Consider the following 25,168-nt stretch of genomic DNA (forward strand, 5'->3'; position numbering starts at 1 on the left):
AGGTCAGCTCAGCAACCTGCCAACACTGTGACAGTGCTGTCGCCAGTTCGAGTCTGCGCCTTGGAGGCCTCCGCCCAGGCGGAGCTAACCGGGCTTAGCGGCAGGACGCCGGCACAGACGGCGACGAGAAAGGCTGTGTGCACAGGCACGGCCGATGGGCGAGAGGTTACGGAGGCATGTTTGGATATGAAAACCTTTCTTGTTGTGGATGGATGGCGCCAAGAGATGGTGCACACGCAGCCTGGCGCCCGTTGCTCGCTCAAATCACTGCGAGAGCTTTTCCGAGACGACGGGATAGTGGTCCCAGACTGCCTGGTCGGTCAGAGAGCGGACTAGCTTGATGTATTCGGCGTGACTCCAGGCCAGAGGAGTGGCGGTGTCCGTGCCTTCACCTTTCACGTAACCGTGCCGGCGGTTGTTGCCCACGCCGTCCCAGACCTGTTCCGGCAGCATCAGACCGTCGTTGGCGAACAGCTCCATGGCCTTGACGTAGGTGTTCTTAAGCTGCGCAAGCTGCTCGGCGCTCAACGCCTTGACCCCCGGCGGCAGTTGGCCCTTGCTGCGGGCCAGCTCGTAATGACCACGCTCGCCGGTGAAAATCGGCCAGACGCGGCCGCGCAATCCGGAGTTCGGCACAGGTACTCCGGTGGCTGGGTAGTTGATGGCAGAGACCTCGCTCTCGCCGTAGCCGTCGTTGCCGTAGCGGCGCCAGCCGGGAAACACGCCCTCGACGCCAGGGAAGGTGAAGTCGTACTTGACCTTCAGGTTCTCGGGCAGCTCCTGGCTGTCCAATTCGTCCAGGCTACTGACGATGTGCGAATCGGTAGCCGGACGGACGCCGTAGCGCACCAGTTCGAGGAAGCCGGCATCGAGAATCTGGCTCTCCGGCAGGCCCGGACGGCTGTTGTTGTCGAGCAGAGGCTTGCCTTCGTTGGGGTCGTCGTTCCCGGTGATACGGAGGTAGTAGCGTCCGTCGCCGAAGCTGCCGCTCTGGGTGAACATGCTCTTCTCGACCCTGTCCGAATAACCCTTAGCCGTGGCCAGGAAGCGTTTGGCCGCCTCGCCATCCCCCGTCTGAGTCGCGACTTCGGAGGCTAAGACCAGGCCCGCGATGACCGCCGCGGTGGTCGAGGGCGAATAGCCCGGTTGTTCTTCCCAGCGATCCTGCTGGGTCTGCGGCGGGACGACCTTCCAGTCGTTCCAGCCCATCTTCACATTGCCGCCTTCGCTCAGGAACTCCGCCGCAGGCTTGAGCATGCTCTGGTACCAGTGCTTGATCTGAGTGTCGTCCAGCACCCCGGCCTTCCACAGCTTGTAACCCAGCATAATGGGCATGGCAGTCTGGTCGAGCTGGACCCCGACCCATTCGACCTCGCCGTCGACGTGGGTCTTTTGCAGGAACCAGCCGGTCGCGCCTGGCTTACCGCCCTGCTTCTGCTCATGGTTTTTGGACGAGGTTTCGGTCTGCATGGTCGGAGTATCGGCGGTGACCTGGACCTTCTTCAGGTATTCGAAGGCTACCTTCGGGGTCTGCTTATCGCCGAGGGCCAGCAGGGCCATGGCGCACTGGTAGAAGTCACGCGGCCAGACCGCCTTATAGCCGGTGGTGCCCTGGGTGGCCGGGACTGTCTCGCCCCAGGGGTTGGACAGGGAGGCAATCAGCGCGCCGGCGTTGCTCTTGTCCTCCTGTGCCTTGAGGACCATGGCGCTAACGTTGAGCAGCTTGCCCTTGTCAGTGCTCTGCGCATACATGGCCGGCAGGGAGGACAGGGATTGCAGGTAATCCTGCCAGCCGATCGCCGGGCCTTCGCCGTTGTAGTGGGCCAGTACCTTGGCATAGCCCCGCGTCAGGGTGGCGTCTGCGGCCTGGTCCGCCTGCTGGCGGCTGTGGCCGAAGCCGACGACCAGATCGAGCGTGGTCTCGGTGCCTGTCTGGGGCAAACGTGCCAGCATAGCGACGTTACCAGGCTGCGATGGTCCTGTGCTGTCGTACAGGTTGTCGAGGGTGCCGTCCTTGAGGTCGGTCAGACCGTCAGAAACCTCGGCAAAGCCGACAGTGGGCCGTTCCAGGGGCCGGCTGGCCTTGACCACCAGGGTCGTCTCGCCTTGCTGGGCGTACAGCGCCCGATTGTCGACGAAGGCGGTGTCTCCACTGCCGTCGTTGCCGACGGCCGGATCGACGTGCAAATAGACCTGGATGCGCGGGTCCTTGCTGCGAAAGATTACCCGAATCATCAGGGCGTTGGCGTCGGGATCAGTGAAGATGTGCTTTTCGATCTCGTAGAGGCCCTGCTTGTCGCGGTTGACGATCTTGTAGGCGAGTGAGTTGGGACGTCCCTCGCTGTCGACCGACAGGTAGCTGATTTCGCTGTCGGTGTCTTCGGTCTCCAGATCGACGAAGTCCGGCCCCTGGACGACAAGTTGCAGCTCCCTGAGCTGGGCTTCGTGGATCAGCCCGAACATGGTTTCGGTGACGACGCCCTTGGCCAGAGAGAACCAGACTTTCGAGACCTCGCCGGTGGCCGCCTCAGAGGAGTACTGCCCGTCCTTGTACTGCTCGTAGGAGGTGCCGATACCGGTCTTGCCCGAATAGGACCAGAACGGCGCGGCGCCCGGGACGCCCGGGGCCACTTTCGACGGGTCAGCGCCCGCATTCTGGCAGATGACCAGAGTACCGATCATGGCGCCCAGCAGTGTTTTTCGGAACCTTACTGACTGCTGCATAACCGGGACCCTTCTCGCTGTCTTAAGCATCGCATGTCTCCAACTTATTTTTATTTTTTGTCGTTGCAACCAACACGCTAAACAGAAGCGCTTTTGATTGTTAAATCGACGCTTTTAAACAATCCAAAGCGCTTTGGAAAAGGCTATAACAAGCCAACAAAAGACACAAGAGAGATTTTCCGTGCGTGATCGGTGCTTACGTGAAAAAGTTTGGAACACACCAGCGACTAGCCACGCCGGCCGGGATTGGCTTTGATCGCGCAGGGCGTTTGCTAATCGCCAACCGGCGCACCAACCAGATTCTCGTCGTAACCGAAAATGGCCAACTGGAGACAGTCATTGACGATCTACAAACGCCGGTCGGAGTTGTCCAGACCCCAGATGGCGGTTATGTCGTTTCAAATATAGGCGGCGGAGTAACGATAATTCGCCCGGACGGAGCACGTGTTGAGGCAGGAAAGGATTTCGGGTTGCTCCTGACGGCAAATCTTTACTCACTGCGGCGTGGGTGACGGGACTATCTAAAGGATTTTGATTCCCAACTAGGAGGCGACGAATTCGCATAAAATACTGGTTTGATTAGGATAATCGTAGGGATAGAAATTTTAGAAATCAGCACAGTTTCATTGTAAAAAGAGGGGCTTATTTTTCTGTTCGAGTCCAAAATCGAAAAGCCCCTGAATCGAAAGATTCAGAGGCTTTTTTGTGCTCGCCATAAATTCAAAAGATCGCAGCCCGGGGCAGCTCCTACACCGGTCGCGTTTTATCCCGACCGGATGCGATCCGTTTCGTACGCGACGAAACGGATCATGCAGGAGCTGCCCCGGGCTGCGATCTTTTGATCTACCTGCCTTTTTACCAGGTACCGTCGTCAGACATGCTCACTGCTTTTCGCATGCGCCGCCCGCGGCCCGGCATGCTCATGCTCTGTCTCCACCACCGGAATCTCGTTCCCGTCGCAGTCACGCAGCTTGCCTTCGCTGAAGTAATCCCCTTCCCGCAAGGCTGCCAGATCCTGATAACGCAAGACGCGCTCGGTACCGGCGGCAAACACCGATTGTTGATCCGAGTTGCCGGCGGTGAGGTGGTTGAAGGCCAGGTTCAGCACGATGGCCATGATCGCCGAGGAGCTGATGCCCGAATGGAAGATCGTTGCAAACCAGTCAGGGAAGTGGTCGTAGAAATTCGGTGCGGCGATGGGGATCATGCCGAAACCGATGGAGGTGGCGACGATGATCAGGTTGACATTGTTGCGGTAGTCGACCTTGGACAGTGTCCGAATGCCGCTGGCCGCCACGGTGCCGAACAACACGATGCCAGCACCGCCGAGGACGGAGGTTGGCACAGCGGCGATGACCCGGCCCATGAAGGGCAGTAAACCGAGCACCACCAGGAACACACCGCCGGTGGCCACCACAAAACGGCTCTTGATTCCGGTGACCGCCACCAGCCCGACGTTCTGGGCGAAGGCGCTCTGGGTGAAGGAGCCGAAGATCGGCGCGATCATGCTCGACAGCATGTCGGCGCGCAGGCCATTGCCCAGACGTTTGGAGTCGACTTTGGTGTCGATGATTTCACCGACAGCCAGAATGTCGGCCGAGGTTTCCACCAGGGTCACCATGATCACGATGCACATCGACAGGATCGCGGCGAAGTGGAAGGTCGGCATGCCGAAATGAAACGGTGCCGGGAAGCCGAACATCGGGCCTTGGGTGACGGACGAGAAATCCGCCATGCCGAGAAACACAGCGATGACTGTGCCAATGACCATCGCCAGCAGGATCGACAAACGGGAGATGGTCGCACTGCCGACTTTGCTCAGTAACAGCACCAGCACCAGCGTCACCGCCGCCAGGCCGATGTTGGCCATGCTGCCGAAGTCCGGGGCATGGCTGTTGCCGCCCATGGCCCAGCGTGCAGCCACTGGCATCAGCGTCAGGCCGATAGTGGTGATCACAATGCCGGTTACCAACGGCGGAAAGAACTTGGTGATTCGCGAGAATACCGGCGTGATCAGCAAGCCGATCAGTGACGCGGCAATCACCGCCCCGAGAATCGACTGAAAGCCGCCTTCTCCACCGCTGCTGACAATCGCCACCATGGTTGCAACGCCAGAGAACGACACGCCCTGCACCAGCGGCAACTGACAACCGAAAAACGGTAAGCCCAGGGTTTGCAGCAATGTCGCCAGCCCCCCTGCAAACAATGAAGCAGCAATCAACAAACCGATGTCCGCCGGCGAAAGCCCAGCCGCCTGGCCGATGATCAAAGGCACCGCGACAATACCGCCATACATGGTCAGAACGTGTTGCAGGCCATAAGCCATATTCGCGCCGATCCCGAGATTCTCATCCTCAGGCCGTTGGTGTGAAACATGGGGCGTTTTCATGGTTGGGGGGTTCCCTGGTTTTTGTTGTGCGCACACTGTATTCAATAGTCAGGACAAATGTCCATAGAGTTGTATACAACTAATCAGTCAGATTACGGACAGATATTCACACAGCCCTTTCGCCGTAGAGCTCGCAGCTTAAAACTCTTGAAATACATCCCTCCTCCCCTTGCCCTCCTCACCGCTAATCTTTTGCTTTCCAAGCGACCGCCGGCACGGCCGCCCCCTCGCTTATACATATAAAGTATGCATAATGAAGCCATTCGAAATTCAATACCACAAGGCAAAGAACGCGGCCAACAAACTGAAGCACCAAGGCACCAGCCTCGCCGAGACAGAACACGTGTTTTATGACGAACGAGCGTTGACGCTTCAGAACAACCACCATGATGAGCAGCGATGGATCATCATCGGACTGGACGCAAAAGGTCGGCTGCTGGTCGTTGCATACACCTACCGCGACCCGAATTTCGTACGAATCATTTCCGCGCGCATCGCCACCAAAAACGAGCGTCGCCACTATATGGAGGCTTGACCGATGAAAGATGAATACGACTTCAGCAATGCCAAGCGTGGGGCGGTTGCCTCCAGCAAAGGCAAGACCCGAATCACCATCATGCTCGATGATGTCGTCATAGAGGCCGCGCGTGCGTTGGCAGAAAGCGAGGGGTATGGCTACCAGACGGTGATCAACAATACCCTGCGCCAGGCATTGCTCAGCGATAAAGGCAAAAAGGCGAAGCCTGATCAGAACACCGCTGCTGCCCATGTCGGGCATCTCAAAAAAGGCCTCACCGCCTCCGAGCTGAAAAGCCTGGAGAAAAAGTTGTCCGAGGTCCTCAGCGAAATCCATCATGTGATGGAGCTTGAAGTTCGTTCCTAGACACAAAGCCAAAATACCCACGGTGGCTCGATCAAAGAAAAGGGGCGAATTGGTCGGATCCACCCCCCTTTACGTGGGGCTCAGTTTTCCTGCGACACAGGCTCAATCAACCGTTCAAGCACTCGCTTCAACACGTCCTGCGCCGGCACTCGAATCCCGAATTCACTTTCCAGTAACCCGATCAACTCATCCACATCCGCTACCTGCCGTCGCTCGCTCTCGCTGCCCGTGCGATGAATGGCAAAACTGCCGTTGTTCAGCGTGCGCCGCTCCCCTTCCCCTGTTCGCGCCACCATTAATTGCTTGAGAAAGGGCGATTCCGGATGGGTCGAGACGTACCAGTTGCCGAGGGTGTAATCGATGTCTTCCTGACGTTGCAGGTCGAAGATGTACATCGCCCGCCATTCCCCCCCGACGTTAGCGTGCAAGGTGTAGCCATCGACGTGAGGTTCGATGCGATAGCGCTCATGGGGAGTGAACTGCTCATCTTCGATATCCAGCATGAGCGGTGCAGTGGGCACCATGCCGCCGAAACCGACGTCAGTGATGTAGCGCCCGCCGTCGAGAATCACCAGGCTCAAGCGGTGAGTTCGAGCGGTCCACGCGCCTTCGGGCTGGCCCATGACCACGCGACCCGTGATGCCACGTGCATCGAAGCCCAGTGCCTGAAGCAAGGCCAGGAACAGGTGATTGAGTTCATAGCAGTAGCCACCGCGACCGTCGTGCAATACTTTCTGCTCGATGGACGGCAGATCGATCAGCACCGGTTCGCCCAACAACGTGTTGAGGTTTTCAAACGGGAAGCCGCTGGTGTGGCGCAGTTGCAGTTGGTGCAGGGTTTCCAGGGTAGGCGCCGGAGGCGTATCGAAGCCCAGGCGTTGCAGGTACAGCGCAAGATTCGTCAGCTGTGTCTCGCTCATCGCTCAATCCTTTATGCAGGGTCCGCGGATCACTCCACCGATGGGCGCCATGTATAAGGGAAAACACCGCCGGACTGACAATTGATTTAGCCAATCACAACACCTGCCAAGGTTATCGACGCTTGCGCGAACCCACTCGAATCCATGCCGGTGCATGATCGCTGGCATGAGGTTCGTTGCGAACCCAGGCATCGACACCCGCCTCCTGCAGGTAAGGACTCAAGGCCGGGTTGAGCAGCAGATGATCGATGCGCAACCCGGAGTTTTTCTGCCAGTGCTGCCGGAAATAATCCCAGAAGGTGTAGATCCGCTCCTCTGGGTACAGAAAACGCAGGGAATCGGTCCAGCCCTGATCCAGCAATCGCTGATAACACGCGCGACTCTCGGGTTGAAGCAGCGCATCCTTGAGCCAGGAACGCGGGTTATAGATGTCCAGATCGGTGGGTACCACGTTGTAATCACCGGCCAGCACTACCGGATGGTCGCTGCTCTGCAAATCCTTGGCGTGTGAAATCAGACGCTCGAACCACGCCAGTTTGTAATCGAATTTCGGCCCCGGCTGCGGGTTGCCATTGGGAAGGTACAGACACCCCACCAGAACCCCGTGCACGGCAGCTTCCACGTAACGGCTATGAGTATCGCTGTCGTCACCTGGCAAACCGCGCCGGCTCTCCAACGGCTGCGCATCGCGCGCCAGAATCGCCACCCCGTTCCACGACACCTGGCCGTGCCAGACGGCGCCATACCCGGCTGCTTCCAGTTCGGCGACAGGGAATGCGCCGTCGACCGATTTGAGTTCCTGCAAGCAGGCGATATCTGGCTGCTCCCGCGCAAGCCAGGCCAGCAGATTCGGCAAGCGGGCACGCATGCCGTTGACGTTGAAGGTAGCGATTTTCAGGTTCTTCATGATCCGACGCTCGCAACAGATGGGGCGGTATCCAGTTGTGACCGGGGTGCGCCACGGCAGTTGCCGCGGCGAGCGAAACAGGCGACTAAAGGCGCGAGGCTTTTAGCGGGAAACGCCTGGAGCGCGGCATGCCTGCGCACCGGACAACTGCGGTAAAACCTCACGGCTTTGCCCGCATTGATGATCGCCTGCACCACGACGCGGTCATTGCTGCCGCTGCTCAAAGATCGCAGATAACCCAACTATTGCGCCGTTGACTTTAGGTCACAAATCAGCCAGCACCCATTGCGTGCCACCTCTGTTAGGATCCAATCCAGGCCCGTCTACCCAGGAGGAAGAAACATGAGCGCTGCGCACTACCCTGCATCCATCGATACTGTTGTGTTCGATCTGGGCAATGTTCTTATCCGCTGGAACCCGAGAAACCTTTATCGAAAGTTATTCGGTGAGGACCTGCAAGCCATGGAAACTTTTCTGTCAGAGGTCTGCCACACCGCCTGGAATGAACAACAGGACCAGGGCAGAAGCTGGCAGGAGGCAATTGAGGAAGCCATCGCCCGGCATCCATCCCAAGAGGCATTGATTCGCGCCTATCGCGAGCGCTGGGAGGAAATGCTCGACGGCGCCATCGATGAAACGGTCAACATCCTCGATGAACTGCACGGCAAAGGCCTGCGATTATTGGCGTTGACCAACTGGTCGGCCGAAACCTTTCCGATTGCCCTTGAGCGTTTTGAGTTCTTGCAGAGATTCGAAGGCATTCTGGTATCGGGAGAGGAAGGAATCATCAAGCCTTCGCCAGAGATTTTTCAGTTGCTGTTATCCCGATTTGACGTTGATAGCCATCGTGCAGTGTTCATCGATGATCATGCGCCGAACATCGAAGGAGCACGCCGGGAAGGCTTTCATGCGGTTCAGTTCTTCAACCCGGGACAATTGCGTGAAGAACTGGTGGCGCTTGGGTTGCTACACAGCATTTCGTAGGAGCCAGGCTTGTTTTGTCATGCGGTGTTTCAATCCCATGATCCAATATGATCCAAGGCAAAACCGCATTATCTTGAAGGGGCTACGATTAACTGACATCACGACAGGAAATCGACATGAGTAAAGCAGATGAGCTCGCCGAGAAGCTGAAACAATCCCGGCAAACCAGTGCCGACGCGACCATCGCCGATCAGGTCATCGACAGCTGGCCGGGCCAGGTCTACGACTTGTATCACCAGATCGAAACGTGGCTTCAGCCACTGATCGAGGTGGGTCTGAAATTACGACGCAATGCCACTCACGTATTCGAGAGTGCCCCGGACGGAACACCCCACGACTACGCCATCGACCAACTGCTGATCGACGGTAATCACCACAGCATCACCTTCGACCCCGTCGCCCGCTTCACCACCGACGGGGCCGGGCGGGTCGAAATCCACTCGCAAGGCAAGGAACTCGCCCTGTTGCGCACCGTCGATGAACACGGCGAGACGCACTGGTGGCTTCAGGCGATCGATCAATCCGGACAACAACCGGATGCGATCGCGCTGACCGAACACAACCTGCTTCTGGCGGTGCAAGAAGGGCTTGGGCTTTAAAGCTTGTTCTGCCCCACCGCCATCGAGGGAGGCGCCGCTCGCCTCCCGTCCAGCGTTGGCCGTTCCGAAGGCAGATTCAGCGCCCGCAATACCGGCTTGTCGTACCCATATACATCGGGTTTGAACGTCACTCGCCCATCAAGGCTCAGGTCCACCGTCCAGTAGGCCAACAGCACCGGCACTTTCACGGGAAGCCTGATGTTCTCTGTCTTGCCGTTGGCTAACTGCTTTTGAATCCCGTCGCTGTTCCAGCGAACCGGGTCGTTGAACAACAACTCCACCAATTGCAGCGGGTTTTCTACCCGAATACAGCCGGAACTGGTCGCACGATTGGATTGCGCAAACAATTCGCGATGTGGGGTGTCGTGCAGATAAATGGCGTAATCATTGGGAAAGCGAATCACCACCTGCCCCAGCGAGTTATCCGGCCCTGCATCCTGACGCAACGTAAGGCCGCGCGGGTTGCTCCAATCGACGGTCGACGGGTCGAGCACGTTGCCGTCCTGATCGATCACACGAATCCGGTTTGCATCGAGATAGCCTGGGTTATTGCGAATCTTCGGCAACATGTCCTGGACCAGAATGGTCGGCGGCACAGTCCAGGTCGGGTTGAACGTGATGTAGGTGATCTCGGATTGAAAAATCGGTGTGCTGCGATACGGTTTACCCACCTGCACTCGGGAGCGCCATATCAGCTTGCCATCGCGATAGAACGAAACCTTGTACCCGGCAATGTCGACAATGACAAAAGTGCCCTTGAGTTTGTACAGCAGCCACCGCGCCCGCTCCATGTTCACGCGGACCTGATCGATTCGCGCCTCGACCGGTACGTTCAATGCCGCCAGTGTTGCCGGCCCTGCCACACCGTCCGCCCCAAGATACTGTTCGCTCTGATACTTCTTCACTGCCGCCGTGACCGTGTCGTCGTAATCGGTGCGCCCGCTCATGTGTGGGGCCAGATAACCACCGGCCACCAAACGGGCTCGCAACTGCGCCACCGAGGCGTCATCCATGCCGGGCCTGAGCGTCTGTCCTGCCGGAATCTTTGGCCAGCCGCCACTGTCGCGAACCTTGCGCAATTGCGCCAGGCCCTGACGCAACGTGCCATACACCGCTTCTTGTGGTGGCGCCTGGGCGAACGCGTGCGCGACGTTGTGACTGTCGAGGGCGGCGAAGAAAAGATTGACGTCCTCCCGAGGGTCTATGTCCACCGGATCGAAATTCCAATGGATGTCCAGCCGCGAAGGGTCGACCTTGCCGCGGCGCAACTGCAGCAGCGCCGTAATAAATGCCTGGGTGGCCGAAATATCAAAAGCGGCCTGTTGCCCGGGGGCGCAGTTGCCTGCATCGATGTTCTGGCCGTGACCAGTTCGGCAACTCGAAAATCATCAGGGTCCAGGCCATCGATTTCGGTATTGCTGAGGCTTTTCAATAATTGGACGACATCGTCATCGTCCGTCCAGGCGGCGCGATAGCCTCGATGACTATAAAAATCCAGCACGACCCGGTTAACGTCGACCCGTTGATGACGTGGTGAGGTGAGCAACGGAGGGAACGCCGAACTCAAAGGCGCCAGCGCCGCCTGAATCGCCTGACCGACAAAATCGCCGGGGGCGGCATCCGTAACCATGCTAACGGGAGATGACGGCTCAATCGGCGAAGTTTCTGCAATTGCGCTGCCGCTTATCAGAAAGCCCATAAAAAATATGCGGCTTATGACGAATAACCTTGTTAACTGCCCCATGGATAATCCTTAATCTCCCGTTTTCAACCAGCTAGCGTCGTGCGCGCTGCTAGACTCGAAATTATCAGATGAGACTTGCGTATGGCCCAAGACCGCTTCGGCTTTTTAATAACGGCCCTGTTGCTGACCGCGTGTACCTTACCGGCAGCCTACGCCGATTCACTTGAAGCCGCCCTCATCAAAGCGGCCCCTAATGCCAACGCCAAGGTGATTGCCCTGGCCGTACGCGCTTCCCAATGCAGCCGATCCCAAGGCGCGGTCCCGGCTCAAAGGCTAGCCGTCATCGATTACTCCCTGCCCTCCACCGAGCAACGTCTTTGGGTATTCGACCTTAAGAAACGCAAGTTATTGTTCCACGAACTGGTCGCCCATGGTCGCAACAGCGGCGAGAACATGGCCCGTCAGTTCTCCAACCGCAATGCCAGTTTCGCCACCAGTCTCGGTTTGTATCGCACCCAATCCAGCTATGTTGGGCAGAACGGTTATTCGTTGCGCATGGAAGGTCTGGAGCCCGGTTTCAACGACAATGCATTCGAGCGCGCGATCGTCATTCATGGCGCGCCATATGTCAGTCCTGACCTGGCGCGAGCGAATGGCCGGATCGGCAGAAGCCTGGGTTGCCCGGCTGTAAGACCTGCGATTGCGCATCAGTTGATCGACTCGATGAAGGATGGGCAGTTGTTGTTTTCTTATTATCCGGATCAGCGCTGGTTGAAGTCTTCCTCGTATATCAATTGTGGTAACGCTACCGTGGCGGACACCGCCAGGCCGACTGCAAATCATTGAACACAGCGTGAAACTGTCAGAAATGTAATCTTGGCCTCAGTCTGCTGAAAGGCGTCGCCCGTTAGCCTCCACTTCATAAAGCGCTCTTCCCCGCTCAGGTAGGAAGTGTGGGCTTCATCGGCTGACGGACGGGAACCAAAACGGCATGCATTCCAACACTTCAAGACGCACCTTCGTGAAAGGCCTCGCCGCAGGAGGAGTGCTCGCTGGCCTCGGGCTGTGGCGCACGCCAGTCTGGGCAGTCACCAGCCCCGGCGAACCGAACGTACTGGCCGGTACCGAGTTCGACCTGTTCATCGGCGACACCCCGGTCAACATCACCGGCAATCCTCGATCGGCAATGACCATCAACGGCGGCATTCCCGGTCCCCTGCTGCGCTGGCGTGAAGGCGACACCGTCACGCTGAGGGTGAAAAACAGACTCAAGGACACCACCTCCATTCACTGGCACGGCATCTTGCTGCCTGCCAACATGGACGGCGTGCCGGGCCTGAGCTTTCACGGCATCGAGCCGGACGGAATGTACGTCTACACGTTCAAGGTCCGGCAGAACGGCACTTACTGGTACCACAGCCATTCGGGTTTTCAGGAACAGTCCGGGGTTTACGGGCCATTGGTGATCGACGCCAGGGACCCGGAGCCTTTCCAGTACGACCGCGATTACGTGGTGATGCTCACCGACTGGACCGACGAAGACGCCGTCGGCCTGATGAGCAAACTCAAGAAACAATCGGACTACTACAACTACCACAAACGCACCGTGGGCGATTTCATCCATGACGTCAGCGAAAAAGGCTGGGGCTCGACGGTTGCCGATCGCAAGATGTGGGCCGAGATGAAAATGAACCCCACCGATCTGGCGGATGTCAGCGGCGCCACGTACACCTACTTGATGAACGGCCAGGCGCCGGATATGAACTGGACAGGGGTATTCCGCCCCGGCGAAAAGCTGCGACTGCGTTTCATCAACGGCTCGTCCATGACCTACTTCGACGTGCGCATCCCCGGCCTGAAAATGACCGTGGTCGCCGCGGATGGCCAACACGTCAAACCGGTGAGCGTCGACGAGTTCCGCATCGCGGTGGCGGAGACGTTCGATGTCATCGTTGAGCCGACCCAGGACACCTACACCTTGTTCGCCCAATCGATGGATCGATCCGGTTATGCCCGAGGCACCCTTGCGGTGAAAGCCGGGTTGTCGGCGCCAGTGCCAGCGCTGGATCCGCGCCCCCTGGTGACCATGGATGACATGGGCATGGGCGGTATGGATCACGGCAGCATGGGCGGCGACATGGCGGGGATGGATCACAGTGCCACGCAAGGCATGACGGGCATGGACGGCGGTGACATGCAGGGCATGGACAACATGGCCGGGATGGATCACAGCAGCATGGCCATGGCCGGTATGCAATCCCATCCGGACACGGAAAAGGACAACCCCCTCGTGGACATGCAAGCCATGAGCACCTCGCCGAAACTCAACGATCCGGGCCTGGGCCTGCGCGACAACGGCCGTCGGGTGCTGACTTATTCCGACTTGCGCAGCACCTTCGAAGACCCGGATGGCCGCGAGCCCGGTCGCACGATCGAGCTGCACCTCACCGGCCACATGGAGAAGTTCGCCTGGTCGTTCAACGGCGTGAAATTCTCCGACGCCGAACCGCTGCGACTCAAGTACGGCGAGCGCATTCGTGTGGTGCTGGTCAACGACACCATGATGACTCACCCCATTCACCTGCACGGCATGTGGAGCGACCTCGAAGACGAGAACGGCCAGTTCATGGTGCGCAAACACACCATCGACATGCCACCGGGATCAAAGCGCAGCTACCGGGTCACCGCCGACGCGCTAGGCCGCTGGGCCTATCACTGCCATCTCCTGTATCACATGGAAATGGGCATGTTCCGTGAAGTTCGCGTGGAAGAATGAGGCGCTACCCATGACCAGACTGATTCGCTCTACCCGCCTCGCATTGGCACTCGCTGGCTTCACGGCTTCTTCGGCCATGGCCGCTACCGACAATATGCAGGGCATGGACCATAGCCAGATGCCGGGCATGGATCACAGCCAAATGCAAAGCATGGACGGCCAGATGCAGCCCGCCGCGCCGACCCAAAGTCGCACGCCGATCCCGGTACTGACCGATGCCGACCGCGCTGCCGTCTACGTCAGCCCCGCTGGCCATGCCGTGCATGACTCCGCACTCAACTATTACTTGCTCGCCGACAAACTCGAATGGCAGGACGCCGACGAGGGCAGCGCGTTGGCTTGGGATCTGTCCGGCTGGGTCGGCGGCGACATCGATCGCCTGTGGCTGCGCTCCGAAGGCGAACGCGTCAATGGCAAGACCGAAGACGCCGAAGTTCAGGCCCTTTGGGGCCACGCGATCAGCCCGTGGTGGGACGTGGTGGCCGGCGTGCGCCAGGATTTCAAACCCGGCGATCCGCAAACCTGGGCTGCGTTCGGTGTACAAGGCATGGCGCTGTACAACTTTGAAGCCGAGGCCACGGCCTTCATCGGCGAAGGTGGTCAGACCGCTGCACGGCTGGAGGGCGACTACGACATCCTGCTCACCAACCGGCTGATTTTGCAGCCGACCGCCGAGCTTAATGTCTACGGCAAAAACGACCCGCAACGGGGCATCGGTTCCGGGCTGTCCAACACCGAAGCCGGCCTGCGATTGCGCTATGAAATTCGCCGGGAATTCGCGCCCTACATTGGCGTGACCTGGAACCGCACCTACGGCAAAACCGCCGATTACGCCAAGGACGAAGGCGAGGACCGCAGCGAAGCCCGCCTTGTCGTCGGCGTTCGGCTGTGGTTCTAGATGTATTAACTCGAAAACTAAAAACCAACCGCTTAAAGCGGTAAGAGGCCTTGCATGCGCACAATCAAAACCACCGCTGTTGCCATCGCACTTTCAACCGGGCTGCTCATGAGCGCACTGGCTCAAGCCCACCCCAAACTGCTCTCCTCTACCCCGGCCGAAGGCGCGGAAGGCGCGGCGCCGAGCAAGATCGAACTGCACTTCTCGGAAAACCTTGTGACCCAGTTCTCTGGCGCCAAACTGGTCATGACCGAAATGCCTGGCATGGCCCACTCGCCCATGCCCATGAAGGCTAAAGTCTCCGGCGGCAGCGACCCGAAAACCATGGTCATCACCCCGCTCTCGCCACTGCCCACCGGCAGCTACAAAGTCGAATGGCGCGCCGTGTCTTCGGACACTCACCCGATCACCGGCAACGTTACGTTCAAAGTGAAGTGATGGATGAGCGATTCAATCAGCATTGCCCTGCGCTTTGCGTTGTATGTGGATTTGATGCTGTTGTTTGGGGTGCCGCTCTTCGGGCTGTACAGCCTTAAAGGAGGGGAACGGCTGACGGGAGCGGTGTTGCCGTTTCGGCCGATGTTGGCGGGGACGGCGATGCTGGGGGTGATGTTGTCCGTCGCGAGCATGGTAATGATGGCAAGTGCCATGAGCGGGGTATCGGACTTCGCCGAGCTGCGTCCGCACATCGAGATGATGCTGTTGGAGACGAACGTCGGTATGGCGTGGGTGGTTCGCATTGTTGCGCTGGTCGTCGCGGGCTTAGCAGTGATGCTCCGTGCGCCTGGTTTCGGTTTATGGGTCGCAACTTTTGCCGGCGGTGTTGCCCTTTCCAGCCTGGCCTGGAACGGGCATGGCGCAATGGATGAAGGCAGCCGTCGTATCTGGCATTTCACGGTGGACATTTTGCACCTGCTGACGGCAGGGGCCTGGCTTGGCGCCTTGATGGCGTTTGCGCTGATGGCAAGAATCAACGCCCTGCGCACTGAAGCCCGCATCAGGTTGTTGGCCCGCGCCGTTAATCGATTCGAGGTGATGGGTGCGGTCATCGTGGTGGTCATCACGGTGACCGGAATTGGGAATTACTTGTTTATTGTTGGCCCGAAACTGGATGAGGTGTTTCTCAGTACTTACGGGGTGTTGCTGTTCATAAAAGTGGTGCTGTTTGCCGGGATGCTCGTACTTGCTGCGCTGAACCGTTTTCACCTGGGACCGTTTCTGGAGCAGTCATTAGGGAACGGGCGGTATCAGGTGGCGGCGAATGCGTTGCGGCGAAGCGTGCTGGTGGAATGGGTGGCTGCGGTGGTGATCGTGGGGTTGGTGGCCTGGCTCGGAACGTTGAGCCCGGAAATGGCAGCGTAATAAACCTGACGGGATCGTTTGATATGGATCAATAACACGCTGCAGCCATGGCGTAGTTTCAGGCTCATGCCCTCGATGGGAAATACGACATGTTCTGATCCGCGGCCATCTGGCGGCTGCTAATCAGCTTACTTTCTGGAGATTGCCATGCACGCCTACATTAAATCGCTCGCCGCTCTGATTGTCTGCAGCCCGCTGATGGCCCTGGCGGTCGACGAACATCACCCCGATCAGCCGCCAGCAGCACCGATGGCAAATACCACCACCCCAGCCACGCCCATGCAAGACAAGGCCATGAACGAACAGATGCAGAAAATGCAGGCTGCTCACGACAAAATGCTCGCCGCCAAAACCCCGGCTGAACGCCAGGCGGCGATGCAGGAAGCCATGTCCACGATGAAAAACAGCATGGGCATGATGCATGACCAGTGCCCAGGCATGGGGATGGGAATGGGCAAAGGCATGTCTGGCAGCAAGGAGGGCCACGGCACAGCGATGATGGACATGATGATGAAAATGATGGATCAACAATCCAGCATGATGAAGATGCCGATGGGCCAGTAAACTTCACTCGTCGCGAAGGCTCACTCTGGCCTGTCTGGCAGATGAGACTCCGGGATACGTTCGTCGCAATGGAGTTCGCCACATGAACCACTCACCTCCCTCGACGCCTCCGGCCTCCTTCTGGCGCAGCAAATCCGGCATCGTGTTGGGCATGCTGCTAGTGATCGGTCTGTTTTACCTGGCCCGCGAACATTACGGCCATGTCTCTACGATTTTCCCCTACCTGATTCTATTGCTGTGCCCGTTGATGCACGTGTTTGGCCATCACCACCATGGTGGCAGGCGTTGACCCATGCATCGCCATGACGGGCATCTGGATGGCCTCAAGTCACCTGTCCAGACGCAGCAGGCATGGGAGTCGGCGGCGACCGAGAAAGAGTACACCTGCCCCATGCACCCGGAAATCCGCCAGCGCGGCCCGGGTACATGCCCCAAGTGCGGCATGACCCTGGAACCGGTATTGCCCGAACTGGAGGATGCAAGCAATCCCGAGCTTGAAGACTTTTCCCGGCGCTTCTGGTGGACCTTGCCGCTGACCCTGGCCGTCACCGCGCTGGCCATGGGTGGTCATGCCTTGAACCTGTTTCACGGTGCTACACAGAACGGGATCGAGTTGGCGCTCGCCGCGCCTGTCGTACTCTGGGCCGGCTGGCCGTTTTATGTACGCGGCATGCGTTCGGTAATTCAACTCAGCCCCAACATGTGGACACTGATCGGCCTCGGTACCGCCGCAGCCTTTCTCTACAGCCTTGTCGCCACGCTGGCACCCGGCCTGTTTCCAGCCACCTTCATGATGGATGGCCGAGTTGATGTGTATTCCCCCCTTGCCGCCGGATTGTTCTACCCGTTGACCGGGCACCTGCTGTCCCCGTTGGTGGCTGCACTGACCATGAGCTTGAGCTCTGCCTCAGTGGTGTTTAACGCCTTGCGCCTGCGTCACATCCCGATTGACCGAGCATGAAACAAGCACTTGACCTTGCCATCGTGACAAGGTCAACGATGACTTCAAGCGCTGATGAGCGCCTCCACCAAAGAGGTTACATCCATGAAACGTATTGAACTGCAGGTCGAAGGCATGAGTTGCAGCAGCTGCGTCAAACACGTCAACGCGGCGCTGCAACCGTTGGCGGGGGTTGGCGAAGTGACCGTGGATCTGACCCATGGCCGGGTCAAGGTGACGGGAGATGTAGAAAGCAACACCCTGATCTCAGCGCTGAAGGGAGCTGGTTATCCGGCCAGCCTGCTGGCAGAAGACCGTGATGAACGTGTCAGGAAAACGTCCGGCTGTGGGGGCTCCAGTTGTTGCTGTCACTGAGCCGGGCCAACGGTGGATGTCGCAGCATCGTCCCCCAGCGGTGGCCGCTGCGGCCTCTCCATTGTGATGGATGACAGTCAAGAAGCGGTTTCACTACACTGATCCCGCCTTGCCCAACTCCATCACAAAAGCCCGATACCCATGAAAACCATAAAAAGCACAATGATGTTCTGCGGCCTGCTCGCGCTAGCCAACGGCGCTCAGGCACAGGAAAACCCTTCACATCTGGACACCGTCCTGCAAAAAGGCCAATTGCGGGTTTGTACGACAGGCGACTACAAACCCTACACTTTCAAAGGTGAGGACGGCGAATACTCGGGTATCGACATCGCCATGGCCCGTTCACTGGCCGACAGCCTGGGCGTCAACGTTGAATGGGTCCAGACCACCTGGAAAACCCTGATGCCTGACATGCTCGCGGGCAAATGCGACATCGGCGTCGGTGGCATCTCCGTCACGCTGGAACGCCAGAAGAAAGCCTTCTTCAGCACCACGCTGGATGTCGACGGCAAAATCCCGCTGGTGCGCTGCGAAGATCAGGCGAAATACCAAAGCATCGAACAAATCAATCAGCCCTCGGTTCGTCTGGTCGAACCGGCCGGTGGCACCAACGAAGCCTTCGTGCATGCCTTTGTGCCCAAGGCGCAATTGCGGCTTCACGACAACGTGACCATCTTCCAGGAACTGCTGGACAAGAAGGCTGACGTGATGATCACCGATGCCTCGGAAGCGCTCTACCAACAGAAACTCAAGCCGGGCCTGTGTGCCGTCAACCCGACGCAATTTATGCAGTATGGCGAGAAGGCTTATCTGTTGCCGCGCGATGATATGAGCTGGAAGCTGTATGTCGATCAGTGGCTGCATCTGGCCAAGGTGACAGGCAATTACCAGAAAATCCTGGGGCAATGGATCGCGGTGCCAGAGGCTAAATAGACCGCACAAACAGAATTCGCCATGCACCCAAAGGTTAAATCTCACGCAACGGCGCAAAGCATTTGCACCGTTGCGTCATCGCCTGAGCACGGGCCAACGTCTTGTTGAAGGAGATCCGTCAGAATCGTGCATATCTATACATTTGATATTTCAATTTCTTCCAAGGGAAGCAAGTATCCCGAAGTGAGCGCGTTGTGCTCACCTATACTAAAAATCAGCAGATGCGTTTCGCAAAGTATTGAAATTTAAGGTGTAGCCCCCTTTTGATTACGGGTTAAAAATTTTCCATGATGGTTGGTCGCGACGAGGATTGATATGAACGTCTTATTGAAAGAACTTCAGGCCTATCATCATGAAGTGGCTATGAAAATTACTCAGATCAAAGAATTGCTGAGAAAAATGAAACATGAACCCCAAGGGGCTGATGAGCGCAAGCAGTTGTTCAAAATGCTTGAGACCTTGCACGGTGATGCAGAGCGACACCACCATGAAAATGAAGAACAAATCCGGCTGGCCTTGCTAGCGACTCAGGCCCCTATCCACTCACGGGTCAAGGATATCGAGCGAGATCATCAGGCATTTGGGCGCATCGCCGAACAGCTGCGGATGTTGGAAAACACAACTCAGGAAACGAGGGTAATTGCTGATACCATCGACGACTTCATCAAAAAATACTATGACCATATGGACGCTGAGGAAAATATTTTCTTTCCGGCGGCGGATAAATGGCTGTCAGACAACCAGTGGCAGGAAATCAAGCGTCAATGGCATTAAATGGAGATGCTATTTAATTCTTGACCTCGCCAAGCAGCCATATGGCGCACCAAACATTTTCATTGGGGCATATTTATTTACTCGTGCCACATCGCTCAACCCTCTGGCTCGTGTGTCCACTTGCTCAACCACGTCCGCTAGACTCGCCTGATCTGCGCAAGCCCAATCCTGATAAACTCCCCCCACCTCTCAGCCTCATCCATTTCAGAAACGCCAATGCCCCTAATCACCGCTACACCCGCTCCGCTTTCCCGCCGCTTCTCTGTCGCTCCGATGATGGATTGGACAGATCGTCACTGCCGTTTCTTCCTACGCCTGCTCTCCAAGCACGCTCTCCTCTACACCGAAATGGTCACCACCGGCGCGCTCCTCAATGGCGATCACGAGCGCTTCCTGCGTCACAACGAAGCCGAACACCCGCTAGCTTTACAGCTCGGCGGCAGTGTCCCGCTGGACCTGGCCGCCTGCGCACGCATGGCGCAGGAGCACGGTTACGACGAGGTAAACCTGAACGTCGGCTGCCCGAGTGATCGGGTGCAGAACAATATGATCGGTGCATGCCTGATGGGGCATCCGCGGTTGGTGGCTGATTGTGTGAAGGCCATGCGGGATGCGGTGTCGATTCCGGTGACGGTGAAGCACCGGATCGGGATCAATGGACGGGACAGTTATGAGGAGCTGTGCGATTTCGTCGGCACGGTTCGGGATGCCGGGTGCACGAGTTTCACGGTGCATGCGCGAATTGCGATTCTGGAGGGGTTGTCGCCGAAGGAGAACCGCGATATTCCGCCTCTGCGCTATGACGTGGCGGCGCGGTTGAAGACGGATTTTCCAGAGCTGGAGATTATTCTCAACGGGGGGATCAAGACGCTGGAGGCGTGTCACGAGCATTTGCAGACGTTCGACGGCGTGATGCTGGGCCGTGAGGCGTATCACAATCCCTATGTGATGGCTGAGGTGGATCAGCAACTATTTGGCAGCACGGCGCCGGTGATCAGCCGGGCTGAGGCGCTGGCTCAATTACGGCCTTATATCGCCGAGCACTTGCTGGCCGGCGGTGCGATGCATCACATCACTCGGCATGTGCTGGGACTGGGCACCGGTTGTCCGGGGGCGCGCAAGTTTCGTCAGTTGTTGTCGGTGGATATTCACAAGGCTAAAGAGCCTTTGGCGTTGCTGGATCAGGCGGCGGAGTTGTTGGAGGGGCGCTAACCGTCACTTGTGTTGAACCCGAGCCCCATTTGAGCATCGTATCTACCGATACCACGCCCCGCCTTTCAAACATCCGTTTTCAGGTTGTTGCCGCTGGGGCCTGCGATACACATACGCACCCTTGAGTGGCTGTCAGCGCTCGGGTAATGTCATAAGACCCAAAGGATAGAGCACGCCCATGACTTCCAAGCTGGAACAACTCAAACAAATGACCACCGTGGTTGCCGACACTGGCGACTTCGAAGCAATCGCTCGCGTTAAACCCGTGGACGCTACCACCAACCCTTCCCTGCTGCTCAAAGCGGCATCCATTGCCGGTTATGCCGAGTTGCTGAACGCGTGCGTTCACGACTGCAAGGGTGATGTGGGCCTGGCCAGCGACCGTTTTGGCGTTGCGGTAGGGCAAGAAATTCTCAAGGTTATACCGGGCCGTATTTCCACCGAAGTGGATGCGCGCCTGTCGTTCGACACCGATGCGATATTGAAGCGTGCACATCGCCTGATCGACCTGTATGAAAAGGCCGGCATTGGCCGTGACCGTGTGCTGATCAAGATCGCTTCGACCTGGGAAGGTATCCGCGCCGCCGAGAAGCTGGAAAAGGAAGGCATTCAGTGCAACCTGACGCTGCTGTTCTCCTTCGCTCAGGCTGCCGCTTGTGCCGATGCCGGAGTGTTTCTGATTTCGCCGTTCGTGGGCCGTATCTACGATTGGTACAAGAAAGCCACCGGCAACGACTACACCGGCGCGGATGATCCGGGCGTGCAGTCGGTGACCCGCATCTATAACTACTACAAGGCCAATGACTACAAGACTGTAGTGATGGGCGCGAGCTTCCGTAATCTGAATCAGATCGAACATCTTGCCGGTTGTGATCGCCTGACCATTAGCCCGGACCTGCTGGAGAAGCTGGCGGCGGATACTGGCAAGCTCGAGCGCAAACTGGCGCCGGGGCATGCTGGCGAGGCGCGCCTGAGCCTCAATGAAGCGCAGTTCCGTTGGCTATCCAACGAGGATGCAATGGCGACCGAAAAGCTGGCGGAGGGGATTCGTCAGTTTGCTCGGGACCAAGAGAAGCTTGAGGCGTTGTTGCAGGCCAAGCTGTGATCTAGTTCGAAGCTGTGCAAAAAGGGCGAACCTTAGCGGGTTCGCCCTTTTTTGTGTGTTGATGCTGGAGATTGAATAGGCTTCGCGCTGGGGGATGTGCTGACCGTTATGGCGCCTTCGCGGACAAGCCTCGCTCCTACAGGGGATTCGTGGTGGGTCGAGATGGCGTGTTTGCGCGGGGCTAGTGCGGGATCAGACCGACCCACACCGTTTCAGTGGATCAGTGCCGCTCCAGCGCATTCACCAGGTCATGAAACGCCTCACGATTGGAGTCGTTCAGGCCCATGAGGATTTTATGCGCCTCAAGGACTTTGACCCGCACCACTTCTTCGGACTGGTCCTGATCCGGCAGGTCGGTCAGGCATTCAGGGCATGGGACCGGGCGATCAACGATGTTGAACACTTGCTCAAAACCCATGGACTGCAGCAGACGGGTGATGTCTTCGTGGGTGGTGACGACGGTCGGCAGCAGGCCGACCTTTTGCCGCGACAGGATCGACAATTTGGCCAGCAGGCCCAGGGTGGTGCTATCGATGCTGCGGGTTTCGGTCAGATCGATCACGATGGCGTTGAAATTCAACGCGGTAAAGATCCGCTCGATAGTCGCATCCAACGCCGAACACAGGGTCAGGCGAACTTCACCGATGAACTTCAGGACGAAGGTGCCGTCCTGCTCGGCGAACTGGATTCTACCGGTACTCATTAAAGATTCCTGCTCAACACCAACAGGGCGATATCATCCGGCATCTCCCCTAGCGTGGCCAATCCAAAAACCTGGCGCAGACCATCCAGGCTGCCGCCCGCTGCCTTCACCCGTTGAGGTAAAGCAGCTTCTTTATCTTTGAGTGTGGGTTCTGGCAAAAGGTCCAGAATGCCATCAGACATCAGCGTCAGGCTGAACACTGGCGGCAATTCCAGAACGTGGTCTTCGTAGGTGGCTTCATTGAAAAGCCCCACCGGCAAGCCGCGCCCTTCCAGGTAACGAACACTGTCTGGCGTGTATAACACAGGCAACGGCAGATGACCGCCGATGCTATAGGTCAACAAACCGGTCTCCTCGTCGATGACTCCACCGACCATTGTGACGTGTTTACCCAGCTTACAACTGATCAGGCCCCGGTTGATATGACCAAGAACCTCTGAAGGCTTGAACTCTGGCAACGTGCCGTTGCGCTTGGATTCGAACAACAAGCGCGTGGTCATGAACTTCAGCAGCACGGTAACGAAGGCTGAAGAGGCGCCATGGCCGGAAACGTCCGCGAGGTAAAACGCTACCCGACGCTCATCGACCCGAAAGTAGTCGACGAAATCGCCCGACAGGTACAGCGACGGAATGATCTGATGCGCAAACTGGAACTCGTGGATGCTCCAAGGGCTGACCGGCAGCATGTTCATCTGCACCTGGCGACCGGCGTTCTGGTCTTCCTGGAGCAGATTCAGGCTGGCTTCGAGCTCGCGGTTGGCCTTTTCCAGCTTCTCGCGATAGCGCTGGTTTTCCAGCAGCAGACGCGCACGATCCAGGGCCCGGCGCACGGAGTGCTCGAGCACCGCCAGATCTTCAAGAGGCTTGATCAGATAGTCCGCCGCGCCCAAGCGCAGGGCCTCGACCGCATCGTTCATCACGCCCGCGCCCGACACCACAATCACTGGGGTTTGCGGCGACAGCTCGGTGACCTGGCGAATGAGTTCGAGTCCGCCCATCTGCGGCATGCGCAGATCGCAGATGACCAAGTCGGGCTTGTCTTGCTCGAATACCTGAAGACCCTGCTGACCGTTACTGGCCTGCAGGACACTGAAACCACTGTCTTCCAAGTAGGCCGCGAGGCTCGCGCGCACTACTTCGTCATCATCGATTATCAGCAGCGTGGCACTGGTTTTTGGCATGTGGGCAAACGGCGCCAGAATTAGGTTGGCGTAGCAGGCTGGGCATTGGCCCTCGCACACACTACTGGATTCGCTTTCTAGCCTCTCTGCCGCACCGTTTTCGAGCATTGGCCCTAATTACGGGTACACCAAAGGTGCCCTTCTAAGGCGCAGACGGTACTCCCATCCGCGAGGCGTTTCAAGCTCACACCGATGGTCGCTTGACGTCTTTACCTGTCAAATCACCGGGAGTTATAAGAACAGGCAAAACCGTAACCCAAAGGAAGTATCGAGCCATGAGCCAAACCGGCCGGGACTACAGGGAAAAGCGCGATTTCATCCGCATGGAGTGGATGCCGATGTGTTGCTAATCATGAGGGCGACGAGGCGCCAGCCAACGAAAGAAGGCGGCCAAATGGCCGCCTTCTTCGTTTTACCGGTCGAGATTAAAAATCGTCTTCGACCTGGCCATCCTTGACCTTGAATTCGCGATTTTGCAGGTACGCATTGCGAATAAAGGTGTATTTGTCGCCGCTGATCATTTTTTCGGCCGACAGCAGATTGGCGCGGGTGTCGACGATGTTCAGGCCGAAGATCGAATTACGCACCGGTACATCGTGGATATAACGGTATGGACCGGTATAGCCGTCGACATACTTGGAAGGCGCATCACGCAAGGTGCTTGGCCCCATGAGCGGCAACATCAGGTACGGACCGCTGCCTACGCCCCAATAACCGAGGGTCTGGCCGAAGTCTTCATCATTGCGATGCAGGCCCATTTGGGTGCCCACGTCGAAGAAACCCAGCAGGCCAAAAGTGGTGTTGAAGATCAAACGCGCGGTATCGACGCCGGCCGCAGCGGGCTTGGCCTGCAACACGTCGTTGGCGAGGTTGGTCACGTCGCCGACGTTGCGAAACATGTTGTGGATGCCCTCTTCCAGAAACTGCGGCGTAACGAATTGGTAGCCCTGAGCCAATGGCTTGAGTGCGTAAGTGTCGACAAAATCGTTGAACTTGTAGATCGGGCGGTTAATGCTTTCCCAAGGGTCTTCTTCCGTGGCCGCCTGGGCCGCGAATGGAACCAGCAATACACTGGCACACATAAAAAGCTGAGCGAGATGATTGCTCCAGCGCATAGAGAAACTCCTTGGATTCGTACTGGCGCGGGGGCTTGGCCCAGGCGCAAAGGCCGCTAGTATATGACGGAAAACCCGGTTTAGGCAGCATCGTGCGCGATGGTCCTACGGGATGACTCTGTTGACTGGAAGCGATTCAC

At 57.8% G+C, this 25,168-nt stretch carries 24 protein-coding genes and 2 pseudogenes; 18 read left to right on the plus strand and 8 right to left on the minus strand.

Features of this window, described 5'->3' with window-relative positions; translation table 11 throughout:
- Positions 1-264: 264 nt before the first annotated feature.
- Positions 265-2,724, minus strand: coding sequence for a glucan 1,4-alpha-glucosidase (locus tag FHW68_RS03740; protein WP_183678853.1), 2,460 nt, complete (start codon positions 2,722-2,724; stop codon positions 265-267).
- A gap of 200 nt (positions 2,725-2,924) precedes the next feature.
- Between FHW68_RS03740 and FHW68_RS03745 the strand changes: the two genes are divergently transcribed.
- Entirely contained in the window at positions 2,925-3,236 is a 312-nt protein-coding gene (locus tag FHW68_RS03745) for a hypothetical protein (RefSeq protein WP_183678855.1), read from the plus strand.
- Between the two features lie 359 nt (positions 3,237-3,595).
- Here FHW68_RS03745 and FHW68_RS03750 read toward each other — a convergent pair whose 3' ends face one another.
- Entirely contained in the window at positions 3,596-5,113 is a 1,518-nt protein-coding gene (locus FHW68_RS03750; RefSeq protein ID WP_095633090.1) for a nucleobase:cation symporter-2 family protein, read from the minus strand.
- A gap of 253 nt (positions 5,114-5,366) precedes the next feature.
- On the opposite strand from FHW68_RS03750, the gene FHW68_RS03755 reads away from it, so the two are divergent.
- Positions 5,367-5,648 carry a BrnT family toxin gene (locus tag FHW68_RS03755; protein ID WP_183678857.1) on the plus strand — a complete coding sequence of 94 codons (282 nt, stop codon included), beginning with the start codon at positions 5,367-5,369 and terminating at the stop codon, positions 5,646-5,648.
- Between the two features lie 3 nt (positions 5,649-5,651).
- Positions 5,652-5,996 carry a BrnA antitoxin family protein gene (locus tag FHW68_RS03760; RefSeq protein ID WP_095633088.1) on the plus strand — a complete coding sequence of 115 codons (345 nt, stop codon included), beginning with the start codon at positions 5,652-5,654 and terminating at the stop codon, positions 5,994-5,996.
- An 80-nt stretch (positions 5,997-6,076) separates the two neighbouring features.
- Here the strand turns inward: FHW68_RS03760 and FHW68_RS03765 are convergent, their stop codons facing one another.
- Both FHW68_RS03765 and xth read right to left on the minus strand, forming a co-directional pair.
- Positions 6,077-6,916: an arylamine N-acetyltransferase gene (locus FHW68_RS03765; RefSeq protein ID WP_183678859.1), complete on the minus strand. Its 840-nt coding sequence runs from the start codon at positions 6,914-6,916 to the stop codon at positions 6,077-6,079.
- Between the two features lie 112 nt (positions 6,917-7,028).
- Positions 7,029-7,823 carry an exodeoxyribonuclease III gene (xth, locus tag FHW68_RS03770; protein ID WP_095633086.1) on the minus strand — a complete coding sequence of 265 codons (795 nt, stop codon included), beginning with the start codon at positions 7,821-7,823 and terminating at the stop codon, positions 7,029-7,031.
- A gap of 342 nt (positions 7,824-8,165) precedes the next feature.
- Between xth and FHW68_RS03775 the strand changes: the two genes are divergently transcribed.
- Entirely contained in the window at positions 8,166-8,807 is a 642-nt protein-coding gene (locus FHW68_RS03775) for an HAD family hydrolase (RefSeq protein WP_183678861.1), read from the plus strand.
- A gap of 116 nt (positions 8,808-8,923) precedes the next feature.
- Positions 8,924-9,406 carry a hypothetical protein gene (locus FHW68_RS03780; RefSeq protein WP_095633084.1) on the plus strand — a complete coding sequence of 161 codons (483 nt, stop codon included), beginning with the start codon at positions 8,924-8,926 and terminating at the stop codon, positions 9,404-9,406.
- Here FHW68_RS03780 and FHW68_RS03785 read toward each other — a convergent pair.
- Positions 9,403-11,150 (minus strand): annotated as a pseudogene (locus FHW68_RS03785) (murein L,D-transpeptidase). The gene FHW68_RS03780 and the pseudogene FHW68_RS03785 sit on opposite strands and share 4 nt — an antisense overlap.
- An 81-nt stretch (positions 11,151-11,231) precedes the next feature.
- On the opposite strand from FHW68_RS03785, the gene FHW68_RS03790 reads away from it, so the two are divergent.
- From FHW68_RS03790 to tal, 13 genes and pseudogenes are all read left to right on the plus strand, one after another.
- Complete coding sequence (locus tag FHW68_RS03790) at positions 11,232-11,936, plus strand: murein L,D-transpeptidase catalytic domain family protein (protein WP_183678863.1); 705 nt, start codon at positions 11,232-11,234, stop codon at positions 11,934-11,936.
- 145 nt (positions 11,937-12,081) lie between these two features.
- On the plus strand, positions 12,082-13,866 hold the full coding sequence (locus FHW68_RS03795) for a copper resistance system multicopper oxidase (protein WP_183678865.1): 1,785 nt from the start codon (positions 12,082-12,084) through the stop codon (positions 13,864-13,866).
- 10 nt (positions 13,867-13,876) lie between these two features.
- Positions 13,877-14,764 carry a copper resistance protein B gene (locus FHW68_RS03800; RefSeq protein WP_095633080.1) on the plus strand — a complete coding sequence of 296 codons (888 nt, stop codon included), beginning with the start codon at positions 13,877-13,879 and terminating at the stop codon, positions 14,762-14,764.
- Between the two features lie 54 nt (positions 14,765-14,818).
- Positions 14,819-15,202 (plus strand): copper homeostasis periplasmic binding protein CopC, encoded by a 384-nt coding sequence (gene copC / locus FHW68_RS03805; protein ID WP_095633079.1) that lies wholly within the window; start codon positions 14,819-14,821, stop codon positions 15,200-15,202.
- A gap of 3 nt (positions 15,203-15,205) precedes the next feature.
- Positions 15,206-16,126: a copper homeostasis membrane protein CopD gene (gene copD, locus FHW68_RS03810; protein WP_183678867.1), complete on the plus strand. Its 921-nt coding sequence runs from the start codon at positions 15,206-15,208 to the stop codon at positions 16,124-16,126.
- Positions 16,127-16,273: 147 nt separating this feature from the next.
- Positions 16,274-16,690 carry a hypothetical protein gene (locus FHW68_RS03815; RefSeq protein WP_095633077.1) on the plus strand — a complete coding sequence of 139 codons (417 nt, stop codon included), beginning with the start codon at positions 16,274-16,276 and terminating at the stop codon, positions 16,688-16,690.
- An 82-nt stretch (positions 16,691-16,772) separates the two neighbouring features.
- The gene (locus FHW68_RS03820) at positions 16,773-16,979 is read left to right on the plus strand and encodes a DUF2933 domain-containing protein (protein WP_183678869.1); all 207 of its coding nucleotides are present in this window, start codon (positions 16,773-16,775) and stop codon (positions 16,977-16,979) included.
- 3 nt (positions 16,980-16,982) lie between these two features.
- Positions 16,983-17,603: pseudogene (locus FHW68_RS03825) on the plus strand (heavy metal-binding domain-containing protein); the annotation flags it as partial.
- Between the two features lie 132 nt (positions 17,604-17,735).
- Positions 17,736-18,005: a heavy-metal-associated domain-containing protein gene (locus tag FHW68_RS03830; RefSeq protein WP_183678871.1), complete on the plus strand. Its 270-nt coding sequence runs from the start codon at positions 17,736-17,738 to the stop codon at positions 18,003-18,005.
- Positions 18,006-18,146: 141 nt separating this feature from the next.
- Entirely contained in the window at positions 18,147-18,938 is a 792-nt protein-coding gene (locus FHW68_RS03835; RefSeq protein WP_095633074.1) for a transporter substrate-binding domain-containing protein, read from the plus strand.
- A gap of 315 nt (positions 18,939-19,253) precedes the next feature.
- Entirely contained in the window at positions 19,254-19,712 is a 459-nt protein-coding gene (locus FHW68_RS03840) for a hemerythrin domain-containing protein (RefSeq protein WP_183678873.1), read from the plus strand.
- Between the two features lie 216 nt (positions 19,713-19,928).
- Positions 19,929-20,924 (plus strand): tRNA dihydrouridine(20/20a) synthase DusA, encoded by a 996-nt coding sequence (gene dusA, locus FHW68_RS03845; RefSeq protein WP_183678875.1) that lies wholly within the window; start codon positions 19,929-19,931, stop codon positions 20,922-20,924.
- Positions 20,925-21,102: 178 nt separating this feature from the next.
- Positions 21,103-22,029, plus strand: coding sequence for a transaldolase (gene tal / locus FHW68_RS03850; protein WP_095633029.1), 927 nt, complete (start codon positions 21,103-21,105; stop codon positions 22,027-22,029).
- A gap of 220 nt (positions 22,030-22,249) precedes the next feature.
- On the opposite strand, the gene rssC is transcribed toward tal, so the two are convergent.
- From rssC to FHW68_RS03865, 3 genes are all read right to left on the minus strand, one after another.
- Positions 22,250-22,732, minus strand: coding sequence for an anti-sigma factor antagonist RssC (gene rssC / locus FHW68_RS03855; protein ID WP_095633028.1), 483 nt, complete (start codon positions 22,730-22,732; stop codon positions 22,250-22,252).
- Positions 22,732-23,913, minus strand: a complete 1,182-nt coding sequence (gene rssB, locus FHW68_RS03860) for a two-component system response regulator RssB (RefSeq protein ID WP_095633094.1) — start codon at positions 23,911-23,913, stop codon at positions 22,732-22,734. The genes rssC and rssB overlap by 1 nt, the downstream gene beginning before the upstream one ends.
- Positions 23,914-24,338: 425 nt before the next feature.
- Entirely contained in the window at positions 24,339-25,028 is a 690-nt protein-coding gene (locus FHW68_RS03865) for a VacJ family lipoprotein (protein WP_095633027.1), read from the minus strand.
- Positions 25,029-25,168: the final 140 nt, after the last annotated feature.

The organism is Pseudomonas sp. Tn43, from assembly GCF_014192635.1.
Lineage (GTDB): Bacteria > Pseudomonadota > Gammaproteobacteria > Pseudomonadales > Pseudomonadaceae > Aquipseudomonas.

Excerpts from the sequence above, each read along its gene's own strand:
- FHW68_RS03740 (WP_183678853.1), bottom strand. The coding sequence starts at position 2,724 with ATGCAGCAGTCAGTAAGGTTCCGAAAAACACTGCTGGGCGCCATGATC.
- FHW68_RS03750 (WP_095633090.1), bottom strand. The coding sequence starts at position 5,113 with ATGAAAACGCCCCATGTTTCACACCAACGGCCTGAGGATGAGAATCTC.
- FHW68_RS03755 (WP_183678857.1), top strand. The coding sequence starts at position 5,367 with ATGAAGCCATTCGAAATTCAATACCACAAGGCAAAGAACGCGGCCAAC.
- FHW68_RS03760 (WP_095633088.1), top strand. The coding sequence starts at position 5,652 with ATGAAAGATGAATACGACTTCAGCAATGCCAAGCGTGGGGCGGTTGCC.
- FHW68_RS03765 (WP_183678859.1), bottom strand. The coding sequence starts at position 6,916 with ATGAGCGAGACACAGCTGACGAATCTTGCGCTGTACCTGCAACGCCTG.
- xth (WP_095633086.1), bottom strand. The coding sequence starts at position 7,823 with ATGAAGAACCTGAAAATCGCTACCTTCAACGTCAACGGCATGCGTGCC.
- FHW68_RS03775 (WP_183678861.1), top strand. The coding sequence starts at position 8,166 with ATGAGCGCTGCGCACTACCCTGCATCCATCGATACTGTTGTGTTCGAT.
- FHW68_RS03780 (WP_095633084.1), top strand. The coding sequence starts at position 8,924 with ATGAGTAAAGCAGATGAGCTCGCCGAGAAGCTGAAACAATCCCGGCAA.
- FHW68_RS03790 (WP_183678863.1), top strand. The coding sequence starts at position 11,232 with ATGGCCCAAGACCGCTTCGGCTTTTTAATAACGGCCCTGTTGCTGACC.
- FHW68_RS03795 (WP_183678865.1), top strand. The coding sequence starts at position 12,082 with ATGCATTCCAACACTTCAAGACGCACCTTCGTGAAAGGCCTCGCCGCA.
- FHW68_RS03800 (WP_095633080.1), top strand. The coding sequence starts at position 13,877 with ATGACCAGACTGATTCGCTCTACCCGCCTCGCATTGGCACTCGCTGGC.
- copC (WP_095633079.1), top strand. The coding sequence starts at position 14,819 with ATGCGCACAATCAAAACCACCGCTGTTGCCATCGCACTTTCAACCGGG.
- copD (WP_183678867.1), top strand. The coding sequence starts at position 15,206 with ATGAGCGATTCAATCAGCATTGCCCTGCGCTTTGCGTTGTATGTGGAT.
- FHW68_RS03815 (WP_095633077.1), top strand. The coding sequence starts at position 16,274 with ATGCACGCCTACATTAAATCGCTCGCCGCTCTGATTGTCTGCAGCCCG.
- FHW68_RS03820 (WP_183678869.1), top strand. The coding sequence starts at position 16,773 with ATGAACCACTCACCTCCCTCGACGCCTCCGGCCTCCTTCTGGCGCAGC.
- FHW68_RS03830 (WP_183678871.1), top strand. The coding sequence starts at position 17,736 with ATGAAACGTATTGAACTGCAGGTCGAAGGCATGAGTTGCAGCAGCTGC.
- FHW68_RS03835 (WP_095633074.1), top strand. The coding sequence starts at position 18,147 with ATGAAAACCATAAAAAGCACAATGATGTTCTGCGGCCTGCTCGCGCTA.
- FHW68_RS03840 (WP_183678873.1), top strand. The coding sequence starts at position 19,254 with ATGAACGTCTTATTGAAAGAACTTCAGGCCTATCATCATGAAGTGGCT.
- dusA (WP_183678875.1), top strand. The coding sequence starts at position 19,929 with ATGCCCCTAATCACCGCTACACCCGCTCCGCTTTCCCGCCGCTTCTCT.
- tal (WP_095633029.1), top strand. The coding sequence starts at position 21,103 with ATGACTTCCAAGCTGGAACAACTCAAACAAATGACCACCGTGGTTGCC.
- rssC (WP_095633028.1), bottom strand. The coding sequence starts at position 22,732 with ATGAGTACCGGTAGAATCCAGTTCGCCGAGCAGGACGGCACCTTCGTC.
- rssB (WP_095633094.1), bottom strand. The coding sequence starts at position 23,913 with ATGCCAAAAACCAGTGCCACGCTGCTGATAATCGATGATGACGAAGTA.
- FHW68_RS03865 (WP_095633027.1), bottom strand. The coding sequence starts at position 25,028 with ATGCGCTGGAGCAATCATCTCGCTCAGCTTTTTATGTGTGCCAGTGTA.